Source organism: Microbacterium lushaniae (assembly GCF_008727775.1).
Classification (GTDB): Bacteria; Actinomycetota; Actinomycetes; order Actinomycetales; family Microbacteriaceae; genus Microbacterium; species Microbacterium lushaniae.
In genome coordinates this window covers 905,239-925,969 of record NZ_CP044232.1, presented here as the reverse complement: position 1 = coordinate 925,969, position 20,731 = coordinate 905,239, and the positions used below count along the sequence as shown (strand labels likewise).

The following is a 20,731-nucleotide window of genomic DNA, read 5'->3' as shown; positions in this document are numbered from 1 at the left end:
CGGATGAGACGGCCGACATCCATCAGGAGGCGACACGGTGGTCATCCGCGACGAACTGTACGACATCGGCATGCGGCAGCGCCGCGCGATGTTCGGCACCCAGGGCGCCGATGCCCGGGTGGACACCACGACCGACCTCAACGACAAGCTCGAGGACTTCGTCACCCGCACGACCTTCGGCGACGTGTGGCAGCGGCCGGGGCTCTCCCTCGCCGCCCGCAGCGAGGTGACCTTCGCGATGCTGCTCGCCAACGGCAAGGAGCACGAGCTCCGCGTCCACACCGAGGGCGCCCTGGAGAACGGCGTCTCGCCGGTCGCGCTGCGCGAGATCGTGCTGCAGGGGCTGCTCTACTGCGGCATCCCGGCCGCGGTGCTGGGCGTGCGGGTCCTGCGGGAGGTGTTCGACGCGCGCGGCATCGGCGACGTCCTCGACGGTGAGGCCGAGGCGACACGGATGAAGGAACGATCATGACGACACTGCTCGAAGACATCACGGCGACCGCCCAGGAAGGTCGCGCCATCCCGGATGCGGCGACCGGCGAGCCGATCGGCTACGTCGCGACACGCTCGATCGCCGACCTGGACGACGCGGTGGCGACGGCGCGGGCCGCCCAGCCCGCGTGGGCTGCGCTCGGGCACGCCGAGCGCAGCCGGATCCTGCACGCAGCAGCCGACGAGATCGACGCGCACGCCGAGGAGCTCGCGCAGATCATCGCCAAGGAGCAGGGCAAACCGCTCAACGGCCTCGGCGCCCGCTTCGAAGCGGGCGGGTGCGCGGCCTGGATCCGCGCCGCCGCCGACCTGCCGCTGGAACCCGAAGTGATCTTCGAGGCAGAGGGAACCAGATCCGAGCTGCACTACGTGCCGCTGGGGGTCGTCGGCGCGATCAGCCCCTGGAACTGGCCTGCCCTCATCGCGATCTGGCAGATCGCGCCGTCGCTGCGCATGGGCAACACCGTGGTGGCCAAGCCCAGCGAGTACACCCCGCTCAGCGTGATGGCGGTGGCGGAACTGATGAACCGGCACCTTCCGGCGGGCGTCCTCACCGTGGTGCCCGGCGGCCGGGAGGTGGGCGCCGCGATCGCCGCACACCCCGGCATCGACAAGATCATGTTCACCGGATCGACCAGGACCGGCCGCGAGATCGTCAAGAGCTCCGCGCACAACCTCGCGCGCCTGACCCTCGAACTCGGCGGGAACGACGCGGGCATCGTCCTGCCCGGAGCCGACGTGAAGGCACTGGGCGAGAAGCTCTTCTGGGGGGCGTTCATCAACTCCGGCCAGACGTGCGCCGCCCTCAAGCGCCTGTACGTGCACGACTCGCTGTACGAGGAGGTCGTGGCCGAGCTCGCACGCCTGGCCGAGGCCGCGCCGCTGGGACCGGGCATGGACGAGACCAGCGCGCTGGGGCCTCTCTCCACGCGACAGCAGTTCGACATCGTCTCGGACCTGGTCGAGGACGCACGCGGGCGCGGGGCGCGGATCGTCACGGGAGGAGAGGCCGCGCCCGAACTGGGTGCCCACTTCTACCGCGCGACGGTCGTGGCCGACATCGACGACGACGCCCCGCTGGTGGCGGAGGAGCAGTTCGGACCGGTCCTTCCGATCGTGCGGTACACCGACCTCGACGACGTCATCGCGCGCGCGAACGCGTCGGATCAGGCACTGGGCGCGTCGGTGTGGGGCGACCCCGAGCAGGCACGGGTCATCGCCGAGCGGATCCAGAGCGGCACCGTCTGGATCAACCAGCACGGCACGATCAATCCCCTCGTGCCCTTCGGCGGAACGAAGGGCTCGGGGTATGGACTGGAGTTCGGCGTGCACGGTCTGAAGGCCGTGGCCGGCACCAAAGTGATCACCGTCTGAGCGCCCATGCGATTCGGGACGATCGAGGAGGGCGCGGGCACGACGGTGGTCGTCCAGGCCTCACCGGAGGATGCGGCGGTGATGCCGTATCCCGACCTGGACGCGATGCTCGCCGCCCCGGAGGCGCAGTGGCGGTCCGCCGCGACCACCGCGCTGGCATCCGGCGAGGTCCGCCCCGTCGCGTCGCTGTCGTGGCTGCCACCGGTGCGGCGGCCGGGGAAGGTGCTGTGCGTCGCGCTGAACAACAGCGCCAATCCCGACCGCATCATGCGCGGACCCTCCACGCCGGCGATGTTCGTGAAACCGTCCTCGTCACTCGTCGGCCACGGCCGTCCGATCGTGGTCAAGGAGGCGTACGGCCGGGTGCATCCCGAACCCGAGCTCGCGGTCGTCATCGGGCGGGGCGGGACGGACATCGCCGTCGGGGACGCCCTCGCGCACGTGTTCGGCTACACGATCATCAACGACCTGACCTCCCCGACCATGCGGGATGCCGACACGTTCCACTACCGCGCGATCCACCCCGACCCCGAGAGCCCCGACGGAATCCGCTACGTCGACAGCTGGGTGAGCTATCCGGCCCGCTACAAGGGCGCCGACACGTTCGGGCCGCTGGGCCCGTGGGTGAGCACGCGCGATGAGATCCCGGATCCGCACGCCCTGCGGATCACGTGCACCCATGACGGCGCGCTCGTGACCGACGACAACACAGCCAACCTGCGCTTTTCCGTCGCCGAGGTGATCTCCTTCGCCTCGGAGTACCTGACCCTCGAGCCCGGCGACGTCATCGCGATGGGCACGGCCCTCCAGCGCTCCGCGCGCGGCGGCGCCGTGCAGAACGTCGACCTGACGCGGCTGGGCGGAGTCATCGAGGTCTCGATCGAGGGGATCGGCACGCTGTCGAACCCCGTCGAGCGGCGATGACGCCCGACGCCGAGGCGCGGGCCTCGATCGGTGACCTCAACGCGCGCTTCGCGTGGGCACTGGACCTGCACGACTTCGATGCGCTGCGCGCGATTCTCGCCCCTGACGTGCACTACGTCAGCATCGGGCGGGAGTTCCACGACGCCGAGGCGGTCATCTCCTCCTTCCGTGCGCGGACGCGGCGGCGCACCACGCGCCACGGCCTCGGAAACCTCCTCCTCGAGCCCGCCGGGGGCGACGAGGTGAGAGGGCGCTCGAGCTGGCACACCTTCGCCGACAACGACGACCCGCCCCGACCGGGTGTCCCCCTGTTCATGGTGGCCGATTTCTCCGACCTCTACCGCCGCACCGCGCAGGGCTGGCGCATCGCCGAGCGGATCATCACGCCCGTCTTCCGCGACCCCGCGCTGGCCCCCGCGGCAGCGACCCCCGATCCGTCCTGAAGGAGTGCCGCGTGCCCGACTCGCCCCGCCATGAGCTCGCCCACCTGGGCCACCATGCGCTGCTGACCCCCACGCTCGAAGACACCCTGGCGTACTTCGTCGACCTGCTCGGGATGGACGAGGTCGAGGAGCGCGACGGGTCGCATTACCTGCGGGCCTTCGGGGACTACGAACGGTGGAGTCTCAAGCTCACCCCTCCGACCGGGCCGGCCTGGAGTACGCCTCCTGGCGGACGGCGAGCGCCGACGCCCTCGACCGGCGCGTCGCGTGGCTCGAGGAGCACGGGCACGGGGGCACGTGGGTGCCGCAGGATCTGGGCGGCGGCCGCGAGTACGAGTTCACCGACCCCGACGGGCACGTCTTCCGGCTCTACTTCGACACCGAGGCGTACGTCGCCCCCGAGGGCAAGCGCCCGGTCATCCCGGTGAACTTCCAGGCCTACGCCGGCCGCGGCGCGAACGTGCGGCACGTCGACCATCTCAACCTCCTGGCCCGCGACGTGCGGGCCAACCGCCGGTTCTGGGAGGAGGGCTTCGGACTGCGGACGTACGAGATCATCGAGCTTCCCGACGGGGCCGAAGCGGGCGCGTGGATGAGCGCGACCATCCAGGGGCACGAACTCATCTACACGCAGGAGCGCACCAGCGGCTCCGCCCGGCTGCACCACTTCGCGTATCTCGTCGACACCCGCGAGGAGGTGCTCCGCGCCGCGGAGATCTTCGCCGACGCGCGCATCCACATCGAGGCCGGCCCGTCGCGCCACACCGCGATCCAGGGCTTCTACCTCTACACGCGGGAACCCGGCGGCAACCGCATCGAGGTCGCCAACGGCGGGTACCTCGTGTTCGCCCCCGACCGCGAACCCTACGTGTGGACGGCAGAGGAGTGGGCGACGAAGCCCGGATGGGGGGCACCCATCCCGCCCGAGTTCCACATCTACGGCACGCCCGATGTCGCGGAGTGACCCCGGTGCGGCCGCGCCGGGAGCGGAGGTGGATGCCGGGAGCGTCGCATCCGTCGTCGTCGTGGGCGCCGGCGCGATGGGTCGCCTGTTCGCTGCCCGCCTGAGCGAAGTGGGCACGCGCGTGACGCTCGTGGACGTGGACGCGGATCTGCTGCGCGCGCTGTCGGAGCGCGGCGTCCGCCTGGAGGACGACGCAGGCGTGCGCGAGGTCCCGGTGCCCGCATGCCGCGCCGACGACCTGACGGGCGCGGCGGATCTGTACATCGTCTTCACCAAGGGCATGCACACGCGCGCCGCCGTCGCCGCCATCGCCCGGTTCGCCGGCACCGGAGCCCGGGTGCTGACCCTGCAGAACGGGCTGGGCAATCCCGAGCTCCTCGCGGAGGTGTTCCCCGCCGACCGGATCGTCGCGGGGGTGGCGGCCCTGCCCGCCGATGCGTGGGGCGCGACCGGCGTGCGCTCGCGAGGCCGAGGCCATCTGGAACTCGGCGCTTTCGTCCCCGCCGGGGCTGCGGCGGTGGGCCCGGTCGCCGCCGTCCTGGCATCCGCCGGATTCGACGCGCGGGTCTCGCCCGACATCGCCACGGCCGTGTGGGAGAAAGTCGCCTTCAACACCGCGCTCAATGTGCTGGCCGCGCTCACCGGGGCCGCCAACGCCGCGATGGACACCCCGCCCGGGCGGCGCGTGATCGCCCGCGTGCTCGAGGAGGTCGTCGCCGTGGCGCACGCGCTCGGCGTCGCGGTGGACGCCGACCGCATCCGCGCCGCCACCGAGCACGCTCTCACCGCGCACGGGGAGCATCGCGCCTCCATGCTGCAGGACGTGACGGCCGGCCGCCCCGCCGAGATCGAGTCCATCCCGGGCGCCGTCATCGAGCGGGCGCGTGCCGCGGGTGTGCCCGTCCCGGCGCTGGAAGCACTCACCGACGCGCTGCGCGTCGCCGTGACGGTGCGCCGATGACCGGGAAATGGACGGCCTCGATCGCCCACGCCGTGCGCATGGTGCGGCTGCGCGGCGGGCTGCCGCACCGGTCGGTCCGCTCCGCGGTGGACGTCGCCGAACTGCGCGACCGCGCCCGCCGGCGTCTTCCCCGGCCGGTCTTCGGTTACCTCGACGGCGGCGCAGGCGACGAGGTGGCCACCCGGCGCAACCGGGAGGCCTTCGCCGGGGTCCGGCTCGTCTCCCGGGTCCTGCGCGATGTCAGCGTCGTCGACACGAGCGTCGACATGCTCGGGCGCCGGGCGGATTCGCCCCTCATCCTCGGGCCGGTGGGGCTCACGCGCGTGTTCCACCCCGAGGGCGAGGCGGCGGTGGCGCGGGTGGCGGCTGCGCACGGCATCCCGGCGGCACTGTCGACCATGGCCTCGACCTCGCCGGAGGCCGTCGCACAGGCGGCGCCGACGCTGGATCGCTGGTTCCAGCTGTACCTGTGGCGCGACCGGGACGCCGCGCGCGCGATCATCGAGCGGGCCCGCCGTGCCGGCTTCCGGGTGCTGGTGCTCACCGTCGACGTGCCGGTGGCGGGAGAGCGGCTCCGCGACGTGCGGGCCGGGCTCCAGTTCCCCCCGAGCGTGCCGCTGCGCACCGCGGTGGGCTTCGCGCGGCATCCGCGGTGGGTGTGGCGCGTGCTCACCACCGAGCCCATCGGCTTCGCCACCGGCGGCGCCCCCCGCTCGGACTTCGTCGCCCAGACCAACGCGCTCCTGGACCCGGCGGTCACCTTCCGTGACCTCGAGTGGCTCCGGGGGCTGTGGGACGGCCCCATCGTGGTGAAGGGCGTGCTCTCACCCGAGGACGCCGTGGCCCTGCGCGCGCACGGGGTGGACGGGCTCGTGGTGTCCAATCACGGCGGACGGCAGCTGGAGGGTGCGATCGCCCCGATCGAGGCGCTGCCGGCGATCCGCCGCGCGGTCGGCCCGGAGATGTTCGTGGCCGTGGACGGCGGCATCCGAACCGGCGCACACGTCGCGGCGGCCCTGGCCCTCGGCGCAGACGCGGCGCTCATCGGCCGCGCGTACCTGTACGGATTGGCCGCCGGCGGCGAGGCGGGCGTGGACCATGCGCTGGGGATCGTCGAGGCGGGCCTCCGCCGGACCCTCGCGCTGCTGGGCGCCGCGTCCCCGGCGGAGGTGACGCCTGAGATGGTGCGTGTGGAGGAGCGGCTTCGCGTTCCCTCTGCGGGTCCGGTGGGCACTCGGCCGGATGCGGGCTACGTCACGCGGTAGGCGCGGTAGCGCACGGCGTCGGCCTCGCGGATCGCCGAGGCGACGAAGATCGCCTGCTGCAGATGCTCCAGCCGCGGCGCCGAGGTCTCGACGTACACGGCCACGCGGAAGTAGTAGCGGCTCGGATCCACCGCCTCGCCGCGCAGGAGCGCCTCCAGTGTGGCGGGGTCGCCGCTGCGCACGCCGGCGGTGCGCAGGTGCACGTACTCCCCGTCGGCGGTGCGCGCGGTGTAGCGGGTATCGATGTCGACCGACCCGTCCGCGCGGAGGATCTGCCAGTCGGCACCCCCGGGGAGGATCTCGGCGTCGAAGAGCCCGCGGATCGTGCCGCCGGCCACCGGGATGACGCGGCGGTGCCCGGCGCGGGTCATGCCGTGATCCTGCAGCGACCCCAGTGCGGCCTCGACGTCGAAGGCGGGCTCCAGGCCCGGCAGGGAAGGCTCCATCGGCTGCTCCGTTCGCGATCGGGTGAGGGTGGCGGGGTCAGCGGCTCTCGCCGCTCCAGTGCCGGTAAGCCTCGGTGTGGTCCACGCCGCCGAGCGCGTCCAGGGCCTCCTGGAAGCTCGCCGTGACAGCTTCGCACACGGGCGCGTCGCGACCGAGCCCGCGCTGGAGGTCGCGCGCGATGCGGATGTCCTTGGTGATCAGGGGCAGCGCGAAGCCGCTGGCGTACCGCTCCTGCACCACGTGCGGGCCGAAGACGTGCGTGGAGGAGAAGCTCTGCCCCGTCGAGTCGTTGAGGATGTCGACCATGAGCTGGGGATCCAGGCCGAACTGCCGTCCGGCGATCAGCGCCTCCGAGGTGGCCGCGAACGCGGCGCCGGCGACGAAGTTGTTGAGGGCCTTCATCGCGTCGCCCGTGCCCAGGCCGCCCGTGCGGTACACCGATCTGCTCATCGGCGCCACGATCCGTTCGGCGAGGGCCGCCGCGTCCTCGTCGTCGGCGCCCATCATGATCGCGAGCGTCCCATCGGCCGCGCGCGCCACGCCTCCGGACACCGGGGCGTCGACGAGGCGGACGCCGAAGGCCGCGAGGGCGCGGCCGGTCTCGACGGTCTCCGCCGGGTCGGACGAGCTCATGTCGACGATCACGGTCCCCGCGCGCAGGGGGATCGTCAGCGCGCCGTCGGCGCCGAGGAAGACCGAGCGCACGATCGCACTCGTGGGGAGCATCGTGACGACGACGTCGCAGGCGGCCAGCTCCACGGGATCTGCGACCGGGGTGACGCCCAGTTCCGCCGCCACCGCGCGCGTGCGCTCGGGGTCGGCGTCGTAGACCCGCAGGTCGAATCCGGCACCGGCGAGGTTGCGCGACATGGGCGTGCCCATCATCCCCAGCCCGACGAAACCCACCCGCTGAGTCCTGTCATCCACCATCGCCGCGTGCTCCGATCCACTTCGTCCGCCTTCGCACCAGTCTGGGACGGCGCGCGCAGGCGGACTGGTCCACCGGCGCACATCTGTGCCTCCTCCGTGCAGTCCGCGTGCCGGTCGGCGCTACCCGGGCCACGATGGAGGGGTCCTCGTCGAAAGGTCCGACATGCACAAGCTCGTCGTGCTGTATCCGCAGCCGCCCGACCCCGCCGGCTTCGAGAGCTACTACCGGAGCACGCACCTGCCGTTGGCCTCGCGCATGCCCGGCATGCTCGCGCACCGATTCTCCACGGCGATCAGCGCACAGGGCGGGTCCAGCCCTTACTTCGCCGTCTACGAGGCAGACTTCCCCGATCACGCGGCGATGGTGGCTGCGCTGTCGTCACCGGAGGGCCGGGCGGTCGAGGCGGACGTGCCGAACTACGCCCCCGAGGGCACCCTCGTGCTCGACTACGAGACCGAGACGCCGCCGGCATGACGCCCGCGACCACGGGGCATCCCCGGGAGGGGATGTGATGCCGCACACGCCTCGGCGCGCGATCGTCACCGGTGCCGGCAGCGGCATCGGTGCGCGCATCGCCGACGCCTTCGTGCGCCGGGGCGACACCGTGTGGGGCTGCGACCTCGGCGGCGACGCACGCGAGACCGATTCGGGCGTGACGATGCGCGAGTGCGACATCTCCGACCGCTCTGCCGCCCGCTCGTTCGTGGCCGAAGCCGTCTCGGCCATGGGCGGCCTCGACGTCCTCGTCGACAACGTCGGGATCGGCGGGCCGACGGCGCCGATCGAGGACATCTCCGCCGCCGACTGGCGGCGCGTTCTGGCGGTCAATCTCGACGGCACGTTCTGGATCACCCAGGCCGCCGCTCCCGCGCTCACCGAATCCGGGCGGGGCGCCATCGTGGTGATGTCGTCGCTGGCCGGACGCGTCGGGTACCCGCAGCGGCTCGCCTACGCCACCAGCAAGTGGGGCCTCGTCGGGTTCGCCAAGACCCTGGCGCTCGAGCTCGGCCCATCCGACGTCACGGTCAACGCCGTGCTCCCGGGCGCCGTCGCGGGCGAGCGCATGGACCAGGTGCTCGCCGGTCGGGCGCGCGCCAGCGGGCGGACGCTCGCGCAGGAGCGGGAGGCGGCGCTGGCCAATCAGTCGCTTCAGCGCTTCGTCACGGCGGAGGAGGTCGCGGATCTGGTCGCCTTCCTGACCTCGGACGCGGCCCGCTCGATCAGCGGCCAGGCATTCCCCATCGACGGCGATTCCAAGGGTGCGTGATCCCGCCGGCCACGGCGGGTGAGCGGGGAGAGGACGAGGATGTCCCAGGAACACATCCACCGGCTCGACGGGCGGATCTTCGGCGACCCGGGTGCCGACGGCATGGTGCACCGCGCGTTCCTCCGCGCGGAGGGCTACACGGCCGAGGAGGTCCGCCGTCACCCGGTGATCGGCATCTGCACGAGCTGGAGCGAACTGAATCCGTGCAATTCGGGCTTCCGCGACCTCGCCGCGGCCGTCAAGCGGGGCGTCGAAGCCGCCGGCGGGCTCGCGCTGGAATTCCCCACCATCTCGATCAGCGAGCCCTTCAGCCGCCCCTCCTCGATGTACCTGCGCAACCTGCTCGCGATGGACGTGGAGGAGACGATCCTCGCGTCGCCGATCGACGGCGTCGTCCTGCTGGGCGGATGCGACAAGACCGTCCCCGGGGTGCTCATGGGGGCCATCAGCGCCGGCACGCCGGCGGTGCTGGTGACGGCAGGACCGCGGCCGGTCGCGTGCTGGCAGGGGGAGCCGACGACCGTCGACGCGCAGTGGGACGTCATCGACCAGCGCCGCGTGGGCGCCCTCAGCGACGCGGACTGGGCCGCGTTCGAGGGCGTCATCCACTCCGGACCGGGCACGTGCAACGTGATGGGGACGGCGACGACGATGGCGGCGATCGGCGAGCTGCTCGGGTTCGCGCTGCCCGGATCCGCGCTGGCACCCGCCGCCGCACCCGAGCGCGACAGGATCGCCGAGGACAGCGGCCGGCTCATCGTGGATGTCGTCTCACGCGGCGTTCCGCCCCGCTCACGGGTCACCCTGGAATCCCTGGAGAACGCGGTGCGCGTCACGTGCGCCCTCGGCGGCTCGACGAACGCGCTCATCCACCTCGAGGCGATCGCAGGCAGAGCGGGCCTGCGGATCGGACACGAACGCCTTCGCGAGTGGTCGAGGTCGACGCCCTTCATCACCGACGTCAAACCCAACGGGCGGGCGCTCCTGAGCGACCTCGAGACCGCCGGCGGCATCCCCGCGGTCGCGGCGCGGATCCGCCACCTGCTGCACGAGCACGTGGCCACCGCGGACGGCCGCACGTGGGGCGAGGTGTTCGACGCCATGGCACCCGTGGCGCTGGGGGGACCGATCGCGGATGCCGCCGAGCCGCTCACCCCCGACGGCGGGATCAGTGTGCTGCGGGGGTCGCTCGCCCCCGGCGGCGCCGTGATGAAGCTCGCCGGCGCCGCGTCGGCCGCGCGCCGGCATCGCGGCCGGGCGGTGGTGTTCGACGGCGTGGCGGACATGTGGTCCAAGATCGACCGCGAAGACCTCGACGTCGACGCCGACTCCGTGCTGGTCCTGCGCGGGGTGGGGGTGAAGGGCGGGCCGGGCATCCCGGAGGTGGGACACGTGCCGATCCCCGCGAAACTCCTCCGCGCCGGCGTCACCGACATGCTCCGGGTGACGGATGCCCGCATGAGCGGGACCTCCAGCGGCAGTGTCGTCCTGCACGTGTCGCCGGAGGCGGCCGTGGGCGGTCCCCTGGCGCTCGTGCGGGACGGTGACGAGATCGAACTGGACACGCACGCCGGCCGGCTCGACCTGCTCGTACCCGCCGAGGAGCTCGCCGCCCGCGCTCCGATGACGGGAGGTGTCGCGCCGCCGCGTCGCGGCTGGGGCAGCCTGTACGCCCGGCACGCGCTCCAGCCCGACGAAGGCTGCGATTTCGACTTCCTCGTCGACGAGGACCTCCGCGGACGGGAGGCGTCCGCATGACGCGGATCGGCTTCACCGGCGTGGGCGCGATGGGCGCGCCGATGGTCCGCAACCTCCTCGCCGCCGGGCACGAGGTCACGGTGTGGGGCCGTTCCCCGTCGAAGCTGGCACCGGTGCTCGAGGCGGGCGCCGTGCCCGCCCGCGATCTCGCGGAGATCGCCGCCCAGGACGTCGTCCTCGGGTGCCTCCTGGACGGCGCGGCGATCGAAGAGGTGTATCTCGGCGGGCTGCTCTCCCACGCCCGGCCCGGCCAGCTCTTCGCCGACCACGGGACCTACGCCCCGCAGGTGGCGGAGCGCGTCGCCGCCGCGTTCGCCGAGCGGGGCGCCCGGTACCTCGATGCGCCCGTCTCCGGCGGCCCGATGGGCGCTGTCGCGGGAACCCTCGTGTGCGCGGTGGGGGGCGACGCGGCCGGGGTGGAGCAGCTGCGGCCGATCGCGCAGGCCTACACCGGGCGGATCGCCCACCTCGGCGGACCAGGCCGCGGCCTGGCGCTGAAGCTCATCAACAACTTCCTGGTCTCGATCAACTTCGTCGCCGCCGCCGAGACGGCCTGGCTCATCGAACGCCTGGGACTCGACCCGGATGCCGCCCAGGGGATCCTGTACGGCGGAATGGCGGACGGCGCAGTCCTCCGGCAGGGGCTGTCCAAGGCGCTCGCCCACGATTACGACGCGGGCGGCATGTCCCTCGGCGGCCTCGTGGAGGTGCAGCGCAACATCGCCGAGCTCCTCGGTGGCGCGGAGTTCCGCTCGGGTCTGTTCCCCTACGCGCAGGAGGTGTTCGCCGCCGCGGCGCGGAGCGAATTCACCCGGCATCCGTCGGCGCTGACGCGCTGGCTCCCCGGCGCGCCGTCCATCGATCCATCGTCGTCCGAACAGTGAGGGGACTGCCGTGTCCGAACCCACCCGCGAGCAGGAGCGGGAGATGTACCGCTTCCTCGTGCGGGCGCGCGCGCTCGATGTCGAGCTCGTCCGCTGGCACCGCCAGGGGATCATCCCCGGCTTCCCGCCCTCGATCGGTCACGAGGCGACGCAGGTGGGAGCGGCGGCGGCCATCGACACCGGCCGCGACTTCGTCTTCCCGATGTACCGCGAGCTGGCCCTCGCCCTCGCCCTCGGCGTGGACATGCGGGCCTACCTCGCCAACCACAACGGCGACTGGAACGGCGGATCGTTCGACCCGGTCGCCGCCCACGTCACCCCCATCCAGGCGGTGGTCGGCTCCAACGGCCCGCACGCGGTCGGATGGGCCCTGGGCCAGCGGATCGACGGACGCGACGGCGTCGCCCTCGCCTGCATCGGCGACGGCGGCACCAGCCAGGGCGACACGCACGAGGCGATGAACTTCGCCGGCGTCTGGCGCCTTCCCGTGGTCTTCCTCGTCACCAACAACCAGTGGGCCATCTCCGTGCCCGTCTCCCAGCAGGTCGCCGGCGGATCCATCGCCGCGCGCGCGGCCGGATACGGCTTCCCCGGGGTCGCCGTCGACGGCAACGACGTGCTCGCCGTGCGCGCGGCGGTGACCGACGCCGTCCAGCGCGCCCGGGACGGGGGCGGGCCGACGCTCATCGAGTCGAAGATCTACCGCCGGGGGCCGCACGCCACCTCCGATGACCCCGGCCGGTACCGCACGCTGGACGACGAGCGCCGCGACGGCGGGGAGGACCCCGTCATCCGGTACCGCCGCAGCGTGCGGGAGCGGGGGGTGATCGAGGAGTCCGACGTCGCCGAGGTCGATGCCGAAGCCGCCCGGTGGGTCGAGGAGATCCGCCTCCACCTGACCACGCTCCCGCCCCGTGGAGGCGAGGAGCTCTTCACCGACGTCTACGAGGAGCTCACCGAGGATCTCCTCGAACAGCGCGCCGCCTGGGAAGAGAGCACCCGCGCATGACCACCACCCTGCGTCCGGCGCCGGGCGACACCGGCTCCACCGTGGAGATCCTCTCGGTGCAGCAGGCGCTGAACCGTGCGCTCGCGGATGAACTCGACGCCGACCCCCGCGTCCTGGTCTTCGGGGAGGACGTCGGCGTGCTCGGCGGCGTCTTCCGTGTCACCGATGGCCTGCAGGCGCGCTTCGGGTCCGACCGCGTCTTCGATACACCGCTGGCCGAATCGGCCATCCTGGGCACCGCGGTGGGCCTGGCGATCGCCGGCTTCCGGCCGGTCCCCGAAGTGCAGTTCGACGGCTTCGCCTATCCCGCGTTCGATCAGATCGTCTCGCAGGTCGCGCGCTACCGCTATCGCAGCCGAGGACGGCTGCCGATGCCGATCACACTGCGCGTGCCCAGCTACGGCGGCATCCGGGCCCCTGAGCTGCACGGCGAGAGCACCGAGGCGTTCTGGGCGCACGTCGCAGGGCTGAAGGTCGTCAGCCCTGCAGACGCGCATGACGCGTACCACCTGCTGCGGGCGTCGATCCGCTCTCCCGACCCGGTGATCTTCCTCGAGCCCAAGTCGCGGTACTGGCAGAAGGGCCCCGTCGACCTCGGGAACTCCGGAGGCGCGGACGGAGCGAGGATCGTCCGCCCCGGCCGGCACCTGACCATCCTCAGCTGGGGAGCGATGGTCGACCGGTCACTGAAGGCGGCCGAGGTCGCCGCGGAGGATGGCGTGGACACCGAGGTCGTCGACCTGCGGTGGCTCTCCCCCATCGACACCGCGACGATCGTGGAATCGGTGGGCCGCACCCGGCGGGCGGTGGTCGTGCATGAGGCGGCCCGGACGGCGGGCCTGGGCGCCGAGGTCGCGACGCGCATCTCGGAGCGGCTCTTCGACACGCTGCGCGCGCCGGTGCAGCGGGTGACCGGCTATGACGTGCCGACCCCCTCCGGCGCCCTCGAGGACGAGCAGATCCCGAGTGTCCACCGCATCCTGCTGGGGATGCAGCGAGTACTGGAGTACCGACGTGGCTGAACAGTCCTTCCCGCTTCCCGACCTCGGCGAGGGCCTGGAGGATGCGGTCATCCTCGAGTGGCACGTAGGGGTGGGCGACCTCGTCGAGCGCAACGACGTCCTTGTCGAGGTGGAGACGACGAAATCGGCCCTGGAGCTGCCCTCCCCCCTCTCCGGCGTCGTGTCCCGCCTCGGCGCGGAGGAGGGTGAAACGGTGCGGGTCGGCGACGCGCTGATCACCTTCGAGGTGCCCGAGGAGAGCGCCGGCATCGTCGGGAGGGTACCGGCCGTCGACGCCGACGTGCCGGTCAAGCGCGTCACCCTGCGCCCGCCCGAGGACGACTGATGCCGACGGTGCGGTCGGGCGGCACCGTCGTCTCGTGGGAGGAGATCGGCGCCGCGGACGGACGGCCTGTTCTCGTCGTGCATGGATTCGCGTCGAATAGTGCACAGAATTGGCGACGAAGCGGGTGGGAAACCGCGCTCGCCGACGCCGGCCTCCGCGGGATCGCCGTCGACCTTCGCGGTCACGGCGGCAGCGCCCGTCCGGCCGGCCCCGACAACTACCGGGCGGCTCTGCTCGTGACCGATCTCGTCGCCGTCCTGGATGCGGTCGGCGCCGACGAGGCCGGATACCTCGGCTATTCGCTCGGCTCGCGCCTGGGATGGATGCTGGCCCTCGCGCAGCCGCGACGGATCCGGCGGCTCGTCCTCGGCGGCTTCGGACCCACCTCACCGCTCGCCGAGGTCGACCTGGAGGCCGCGCGCGCGGCTGTTTTCCGCGGCACCCCGATCCTCCACCCCCCGACCGCGGCTCTCATCTCTCTGGCGTCCCTCGTGCCGGGCAACGACGTCGGCGTGCTCCTGGACGTCGCCGAAGGGGTGGGCCGGGACACGGTCTCCGTCCTCCCCGCCGACCCCGCACCCGCCGCGCCGATGTGCATCGTCAACGGAGATCGCGACACCATCGCCGCCGGCGGAGAGGCGCTCGCCCGCGCCGTCGGCGCGCATTTCGTGCCGGTGGCGGGGCGCTCGCACACGAGCGCGGTCTCCTCCCGCACGTTCAAGGAAGCGGCGACGGTGTGGCTGACGCGGTGATCCGGGTCCTCCGCGAACCGTCGCGACGTGTGCCCCGTTGGTGTACCGTCAGCCTCCGTGAAGCCAGGGGACCCCTCCTGGTGACGAGGAGGGCTCGAAGGTGAGTGCACCCGGTTTGAAGGACGACCCGATCCGCGTCGTGGAGAACGCCGTGGTCTGGGTGGCTGCCGTCTCGGCCATGATCGCGACACTGGCGACACTGGGCATCGTCGCCGCCTTCGTGGGCTCGGTGATCGCGAGATGGCTGGGCGACCCGTTCGATGTGACCAACCTCGTCAGCGGGCTGCTCGTCACCGCGACGTTCGCGGGTATGGCGTGGACCACCGTGCGCGGCGAGCAGGTCTCCGTGCAAGTCGTCACCGAACGGCTCGGACCGAAGGCGAACCGCGTCCTGGACATCGTCATCTGGTCGCTGGCGAGCGGGTACATCCTGTGGCTGCTCTGGGCGTCGGTGGACCGCGCGATCACCCGTACGTGGCCGGTTCCCGAGACCGTCGTCGACGGCGTCGGCCTCGCCCCGCTGTGGCCATGGCGCTGGGTCTTCGCCGTCGCACTGATCCCCTTCTTCCTGGTCGTGCTCCTCAACCTGGTGCGGTCGATCATCGGCCGGCGACCCTACGACGACGTCATGCAGTTCGACGACGCCCCGCCGAGCGACCCCACGGCCCTCAGCGACCGCGACGCGCTGCGCGCGGCGAGCCTGGCCGAGCACGAACAGCAGATCGACCGGACCCCGGCACAGGGATCGGATGGAGGCGCACGATGATCGATTCCGCCGTCGCCATCTGGCTCACCCTCGCGCTGATGTTCCTCCTCCTGGCCATCCGCGTGCCGATCGGTTTCGCGCTCGGCATCTCCGGCGCCCTCGGGCTGATGATGGTCAAATCGCCCACCGTCGCCGTGTCCGTGATGGTCAACGAGACCTTCCAGAACTCCTACAGCTTCACCCTCACGATCATCCCGATGTTCATGCTCGTCGGCCTCTTCGCCGTCCGTGCGCGCATCGCGGAGTACGCGCTGGAGATCGCCGCGTACTTCACCCGGCGCCTGCCCGGGGGCCTGGGGGTTGCGACCGTGATCGCCGCGGCCGGGTTCTCCGCGGTGTCCGGCTCGTCGATCGCGAAGGTCGCGACGATGTCGAAGCTCGCGGTGCCCGAGATGCGCCGCCACGGATATCCCGCGGGACTGGCCACCGGCATGGTCGCCGTCGCCGGCACCGTGGGCATCCTCATCCCGCCGAGCACGTTCATCGTCATCTACGCCGTCATCACGAACACGTCGGTGGCTCCCATGCTGGTGGCCGGCCTCATCCCGGTGGCGATCTCGTTCCTCGGCTACGTCCTGTACATCATGATCATCGGCGCGCGCCGGGTGGGCGTGGACAAGCTGAGCAAGCCGGAGGACCTCAACTTCATCGCCTCCTACGAGTCGCTGCAGCGCGAGACCCGGGCCCGCGCGCAGGCCGAGGGCAACACGCGGCGCACCGACTCGGGCACGCTGACGATGAGCATCGGGCTCAGCGCGAAGACGAAGGACTGGCGGAACCTTCCCTGGCGCGGAGTCGTCTACGTGCTGGTGCTGGCCACCGTCATCATCGGCGGCATCTTCTCGGGCCTGTTCACCCCCACCGAGTCCGCCGCGTTCGGAGCGGTGGTCTCCGTGATCATCCTCATCATCGAGCGGCGCAAGCTCGGGGCGAAGGGTCTGGGGCTCCAGATCCGCGATTCGCTGCTGGACACCGCGGCGACGACGTCGATGGTGTTCTTCATCATCTTCGGCTCGGTGATCTTCTCGAGGTTCTTCGTGCACGCCGGTGTCACGCAGGGGATCAAGGATGCCGTCGGGGAGTGGCAGCTGGACCCCCACATCCTGATGGCGATCCTGCTGATCTGCCTCATCCCGCTCGGGATGTTCCTCGAGGAGATGTCGCTGCTGCTGCTGAGCGTGCCGATCATCCACCCGATCGGGATGGCGCTGGCCACCGACTTCTTCCCCGACGCCCCGACGCAGGCCGCCGCCGAGCTCCTCATGAGTATCTGGCTCGGCATCCTCATCATCAAACTGATGGAGATCGGGATGGTGATGCCACCGGTGGGCATCAACTCCTTCGTGGCCGCCGGCGTGGCGAAAGTCCGCAGCGGCACGGTCTTCGTCGGCATCCTGCCGTTCATCGTGGTCGACCTGGTCGTCCTGGTGATCCTGTTCCTGTGGCCGGAGCTGACCCTGTGGCTGCCGTCCTTCGTGTCCGACGCCGTCAACGCCGCCTTCCACGGCACGCCCGGGGAGATTCCCACCATCCCCGCGCCCTGACTTGAGGGCCGCTCCCCTCTCCCGACCCATCCCGAGGAACCCGCACCGTCCCGATCACACCGAACACTGAGGAGAACACCGATGTTTTCACGTAACCAACGACGACTGGCTACGGCCGTCGCGGCCGCAGCGACGGCGGTGGCCATGCTGGCCGGCTGCAGCGGCTCGCCGGCCAGCCCCTCCGGCGGCGAGGGCGGCGGCGACTACGCCGAGGGCGAATGGGAGGTCACGATCACCTCGGTCGCCGCAGACAAGTCCGTCCTCCGCCCGGCGCAGGAGTGGTACATGGATCAGGTCGAGGAGCGCACCAACGGCGCGATCGCGTTCAACCGCACCACCGCGAACGAGATCTGCGCACAGGCCGACCAGTACGCGTGCCTCGAGGACGGCAGCGCCCAGCTGCTGGTGACGGTGCCCAACTACCAGCCGTCGATCTTCGTGCCGAACTCCCTGCCCGAGATCACCTTCGGTCCGACCAACTCCGCCGCCATCACCGCGGCGATGGCGGAGCTGACCGAGACCAACGAGGACGTCAAGACCTTCCTGGACGCCAAGAACCTGTACTCGGTGTCGACGTGGTCCGTCGGCAACATCCTGGTCGGTTCCAACACGCCGCTGGAAGGACCGGCCGACCTCGACGGCCTGACCATGCGCACCGCCGGCACCATCGCCGCGCCGAACTTCGCCGCCGCAGGCGTCGTCCCCACGCAGGTGACGGCCGACGAAGCGTACAACTCCTTCTCCACCGGCCTCGTCAGCGCCGCCGCCGGTGCCATGGACTTCGTCGTGGCGTGGAAGCTCGGTGAGGTCCTCAAGCACTGGGTCGACACCGGACAGGGCGTGTACTCCGAGTTCGCCATGTACTGGGCGAAGGACTACTACGACGAGTTCCCCGACGACATCAAGGCCACCCTGGAGGAGGTCGCCGACGAGCTGAACTCCGGCGCGGCGGTCGAGGTGTGGAAGGCCGGATACGACAGCGCCGACGGCACCCACTTCGTCGGGACCGACGAGCAGTGCGAGATGATCTCGTCCATCCCCAACGTGGAGACGCTCACGGCATGGGATGAGGAGACCGTGGCCGAGTTCGAGGAGCTCGGCGCGCTCGTGGACGGCGAGACCTACACCAACGAAGAACTCTGGGTGCGCAACGCCACCGCAGCGGGCCTCACCAACGCCGAGGGCGTCCTGGAGGACTACTGGACCCTGATCGAGAAGTACGAGGCGGAGTTCGACGACCCGGCCCTCTCGATCGACCCGGTGACCTCGTGCATCGAGAGCTTCAACGGCTAGACACCACAGCCGGCCGGAGGCCGTCGCCCCTCGGGGCGGCGGCCTCCGGTCGTCACGGGGCGGATGCGTCCAGGACCGGTGCCGCGGACCGGGTCCGGGCGAACTCCGCGAACCATTCCAGTGCGCCGGCATCGGCCACCGCTCCCAGCTGAGCGACCTCCGCGAGGGGCCTGCCCTGCAGGAGCCGCTTGACCGGCACCTCCAGCTTCTTGCCCGTGCGGTTCAGCGGGATCGCGGGGACGGCGTGGATCTCGTCCGGGACATGGCGCGGCGACAGCTCGCTGCGCAGCATCCGCGCGAACGATGCCCGCCGCTCCTCGTCCAGCGGAGCCCCGCCGGCCATCTGCACGAACAGCAGCAGCCGGCCGGTCTCGGCGTCCTCGCCCTGACCCTCCAGGAAGACCACGAGCGAATCCTCCGCGTCAGGTGCGGCGTCGATCACGCGGTAGAACTCGCTCGTCCCCAGGCGCACGCCACCCCGGTTCAGCGTCGCGTCCGAGCGCCCGGTGATCTGGCACGAGCCGTCGGCGTGGAAGACCGCCCAGTCGCCGTGTCGCCAGATGCCGGGGTACGAGGAGAAGTACGCCTCGTGCATGCGCGACCCGTCGTCATCGCCCCAGAACCCGACCGGCATCGACGGCATGGGCCGGCGGATCACCAGCTCCCCGGGGGAATCCAGCACCGGATCGCCGTTCTCGTCGAATGCGGCGGCGGCCACCCCCAGGGCCGAACCGGAGATCTGCCCGTCGTATACCGGGAGGAGCGGAGCGCCCTGCACGATGCCGCCGCACACGTCGGTGCCGCCGGATCCGACGTTGAGGAGGACGCGGTCTCCGAACTCCTCGTGCACCCAGCGGTAGCCGTCACGCGGCAGCGGGCTGCCCACGGCGCACAGCTGCCGGAGGCGGGGGAAGGAGAACTCGGTGCGCGGGTCGACGCCCGCGGCCCGGCTTCCGCGGATGTATGCCGGGCTCATGCCCAGGACGTCGGGATCGGTCTCCTCCGCGACACGCCACAGCTCACGGGTGTCGGGGAAGGTGGGGTCGCCGTCGTACAGCACGACGGACGCGCCCACCAGGAGCACCGAGGGGAGGGTGTTCCACACCATCCATGCGGTCGTGGAGTACCACATCAGGCGATCACCCTCGCGCAGGCCCCAGCTGAGACCGTGGTTCTTCAGATGCTCGAGCAGGATGCCGCCGTGGCAGTGGGTGATGGCCTTGGGCTTGCCGGTGGTGCCCGAGGTGAAGATGACGAAGAGCGGGTGGTCGAAGGGGACGTGCTCGAACGCGATGTCCTCCGCTCCGCCGTCGCCGAAGTCCTCGTACCGGATCGCGTCGGACAGGACGTGGGAGGGGTACGCCACCTCCACGACCTTCTCGAGGCTCCCGATCGCCGCGGTGATCTCCGCCACCTCGGCGGTGCGGTCGATGCTCTTGCGCCCGTACCGGTAGCCGCCGACGGCGAACAGCACCTTCGGTTCGATGATGCTCAGCCGGTCGATGGCGCTGGAGGCGCCGAACTCCGGCGCGCAGGTCGCCCACACCGCGCCCAGGCTCACCACGGCCAGTTCGATGGCGATGGTCTCCGGGATGTTCGGCAGGTACGCCGCGACCCGGTCGCCCAGGCCCACGCCGGCTTCGACGAGGCCGGTGCGCACGCGCCCGACCTCCGCGCGCAGGTCGTCCACGCTCCACTCCTGCGTCGGCCGCGTCTGCGAATACGCGACGAACGCGCAGCGGCCGCCGTCGCCTCGGAGCACATGCTCGGCGTAGTTCAGCCGCGCACCCGGGAACCACACGGCACCGGGCATGCGCTCCTCGGCCAGCACCGCGGTGTACGGGGTGCTCGAGTGCACGTCGTAGAACTGCCACACCGACTCCCAGAACCCGTCGAGATCCGTGATCGACCAGTCGTACAGCTCCCGGTAGCCGTCCAGGCGGATGCCGCGGTGCTCCGCGACCCACTCGATGAAGCGCTGCAGGACCGACTCCGACTGCAGGTCGGCCGGCAGCTCGTACAGGACCGGGGCGACCGGGTAGGCACTCATGCCGATGACCATACCGCGGGGCCCGCGGCGAAGCGGATCGACTTCCGCCGCACGAAACGCGGGTCAGAACGGCAGCGCGAGCAGCACGGCCGCACCGACGACGGCGACGGCCGTGACCGCCGCGCTCCCCCACCACCACAGGGAATGCCCGGCGAAGGGACCGCGTGGGTCGCCCGCCCTCCGGTCGTTCCTGCGCGTCATCGGTCCAGTATGCCCCGGCGACCGCGCGACGGATGCCCCCGCATCCGCCGCGCGCCGTT

22 protein-coding genes are annotated in these 20,731 nt (G+C 71.5%); 18 read left to right on the top strand and 4 right to left on the bottom strand.

Features of this window, described 5'->3' with window-relative positions:
- Window positions 1-37 precede the first annotated feature (37 nt).
- The 7 genes from F6J85_RS04265 to F6J85_RS04235 all read left to right on the top strand — a co-directional run bounded on the left by F6J85_RS04265 (window position 38) and on the right by F6J85_RS04235 (window position 6,423).
- Complete coding sequence (locus F6J85_RS04265; RefSeq protein ID WP_238707058.1) at window positions 38-472, top strand: carboxymuconolactone decarboxylase family protein; 435 nt, start codon at window positions 38-40, stop codon at window positions 470-472.
- On the top strand, window positions 469-1,866 hold the full coding sequence (locus F6J85_RS04260) for an aldehyde dehydrogenase family protein (protein WP_150923973.1): 1,398 nt from the start codon (window positions 469-471) through the stop codon (window positions 1,864-1,866). The genes F6J85_RS04265 and F6J85_RS04260 overlap by 4 nt, the downstream gene beginning before the upstream one ends.
- Window positions 1,867-1,872: 6 nt before the next feature.
- Window positions 1,873-2,790, top strand: coding sequence for a fumarylacetoacetate hydrolase family protein (locus tag F6J85_RS04255; RefSeq protein WP_150923972.1), 918 nt, complete (start codon window positions 1,873-1,875; stop codon window positions 2,788-2,790).
- Window positions 2,787-3,233 carry a nuclear transport factor 2 family protein gene (locus tag F6J85_RS04250; RefSeq protein ID WP_150923971.1) on the top strand — a complete coding sequence of 149 codons (447 nt, stop codon included), beginning with the start codon at window positions 2,787-2,789 and terminating at the stop codon, window positions 3,231-3,233. Before F6J85_RS04255 ends, F6J85_RS04250 begins: the two co-directional genes overlap by 4 nt.
- Window positions 3,234-3,408: 175 nt before the next feature.
- Complete coding sequence (locus F6J85_RS04245; RefSeq protein WP_150923970.1) at window positions 3,409-4,197, top strand: VOC family protein; 789 nt, start codon at window positions 3,409-3,411, stop codon at window positions 4,195-4,197.
- On the top strand, window positions 4,184-5,158 hold the full coding sequence (locus F6J85_RS04240; RefSeq protein ID WP_150923969.1) for a ketopantoate reductase family protein: 975 nt from the start codon (window positions 4,184-4,186) through the stop codon (window positions 5,156-5,158). Before F6J85_RS04245 ends, F6J85_RS04240 begins: the two co-directional genes overlap by 14 nt.
- Complete coding sequence (locus tag F6J85_RS04235) at window positions 5,155-6,423, top strand: alpha-hydroxy acid oxidase (RefSeq protein ID WP_191906748.1); 1,269 nt, start codon at window positions 5,155-5,157, stop codon at window positions 6,421-6,423. Before F6J85_RS04240 ends, F6J85_RS04235 begins: the two co-directional genes overlap by 4 nt.
- Here F6J85_RS04235 and F6J85_RS04230 read toward each other — a convergent pair.
- Window positions 6,408-6,869, bottom strand: coding sequence for a DUF3237 domain-containing protein (locus tag F6J85_RS04230; protein WP_150923968.1), 462 nt, complete (start codon window positions 6,867-6,869; stop codon window positions 6,408-6,410). The genes F6J85_RS04235 and F6J85_RS04230 overlap by 16 nt on opposite strands.
- A gap of 37 nt (window positions 6,870-6,906) precedes the next feature.
- A complete protein-coding gene (locus F6J85_RS04225) occupies window positions 6,907-7,881 on the bottom strand; it encodes an NAD(P)-dependent oxidoreductase (protein WP_476738600.1) in 975 nt (324 codons plus the stop codon).
- Between the two features lie 82 nt (window positions 7,882-7,963).
- Between F6J85_RS04225 and F6J85_RS04220 the strand changes: the two genes are divergently transcribed.
- From F6J85_RS04220 to dctP, 11 genes are all read left to right on the top strand, one after another.
- Complete coding sequence (locus F6J85_RS04220) at window positions 7,964-8,275, top strand: EthD family reductase (protein WP_150923967.1); 312 nt, start codon at window positions 7,964-7,966, stop codon at window positions 8,273-8,275.
- A gap of 37 nt (window positions 8,276-8,312) precedes the next feature.
- Complete coding sequence (locus F6J85_RS04215; protein WP_150923966.1) at window positions 8,313-9,068, top strand: SDR family oxidoreductase; 756 nt, start codon at window positions 8,313-8,315, stop codon at window positions 9,066-9,068.
- A 39-nt stretch (window positions 9,069-9,107) separates the two neighbouring features.
- Window positions 9,108-10,826, top strand: a complete 1,719-nt coding sequence (locus F6J85_RS04210) for a dihydroxy-acid dehydratase (protein ID WP_150923965.1) — start codon at window positions 9,108-9,110, stop codon at window positions 10,824-10,826.
- Window positions 10,823-11,710, top strand: a complete 888-nt coding sequence (locus F6J85_RS04205; protein WP_150923964.1) for an NAD(P)-dependent oxidoreductase — start codon at window positions 10,823-10,825, stop codon at window positions 11,708-11,710. The genes F6J85_RS04210 and F6J85_RS04205 overlap by 4 nt, the downstream gene beginning before the upstream one ends.
- 10 nt (window positions 11,711-11,720) lie before the next feature.
- The gene (locus F6J85_RS04200; RefSeq protein WP_238707056.1) at window positions 11,721-12,719 is read left to right on the top strand and encodes a thiamine pyrophosphate-dependent enzyme; all 999 of its coding nucleotides are present in this window, start codon (window positions 11,721-11,723) and stop codon (window positions 12,717-12,719) included.
- Window positions 12,716-13,741, top strand: coding sequence for an alpha-ketoacid dehydrogenase subunit beta (locus tag F6J85_RS04195; RefSeq protein WP_150918593.1), 1,026 nt, complete (start codon window positions 12,716-12,718; stop codon window positions 13,739-13,741). Before F6J85_RS04200 ends, F6J85_RS04195 begins: the two co-directional genes overlap by 4 nt.
- A complete protein-coding gene (locus F6J85_RS04190; RefSeq protein ID WP_150923963.1) occupies window positions 13,734-14,066 on the top strand; it encodes a biotin/lipoyl-containing protein in 333 nt (110 codons plus the stop codon). The genes F6J85_RS04195 and F6J85_RS04190 overlap by 8 nt, the downstream gene beginning before the upstream one ends.
- The gene (locus F6J85_RS04185) at window positions 14,066-14,818 is read left to right on the top strand and encodes an alpha/beta fold hydrolase (RefSeq protein WP_150923962.1); all 753 of its coding nucleotides are present in this window, start codon (window positions 14,066-14,068) and stop codon (window positions 14,816-14,818) included. The genes F6J85_RS04190 and F6J85_RS04185 overlap by 1 nt, the downstream gene beginning before the upstream one ends.
- Before the next feature lie 100 nt (window positions 14,819-14,918).
- Entirely contained in the window at window positions 14,919-15,584 is a 666-nt protein-coding gene (locus F6J85_RS04180; protein ID WP_150923961.1) for a TRAP transporter small permease, read from the top strand.
- A complete protein-coding gene (locus F6J85_RS04175) occupies window positions 15,581-17,128 on the top strand; it encodes a TRAP transporter large permease (protein ID WP_150923960.1) in 1,548 nt (515 codons plus the stop codon). Before F6J85_RS04180 ends, F6J85_RS04175 begins: the two co-directional genes overlap by 4 nt.
- Before the next feature lie 81 nt (window positions 17,129-17,209).
- Window positions 17,210-18,421, top strand: coding sequence for a TRAP transporter substrate-binding protein DctP (gene dctP / locus F6J85_RS04170; RefSeq protein ID WP_150923959.1), 1,212 nt, complete (start codon window positions 17,210-17,212; stop codon window positions 18,419-18,421).
- Between the two features lie 52 nt (window positions 18,422-18,473).
- Here the strand turns inward: dctP and F6J85_RS04165 are convergent, their stop codons facing one another.
- Window positions 18,474-20,471: an acetoacetate--CoA ligase gene (locus tag F6J85_RS04165; protein ID WP_150923958.1), complete on the bottom strand. Its 1,998-nt coding sequence runs from the start codon at window positions 20,469-20,471 to the stop codon at window positions 18,474-18,476.
- 63 nt (window positions 20,472-20,534) lie between these two features.
- A complete protein-coding gene (locus F6J85_RS17650) occupies window positions 20,535-20,672 on the bottom strand; it encodes a hypothetical protein (protein ID WP_191906747.1) in 138 nt (45 codons plus the stop codon).
- Window positions 20,673-20,731 lie beyond the last annotated feature (59 nt).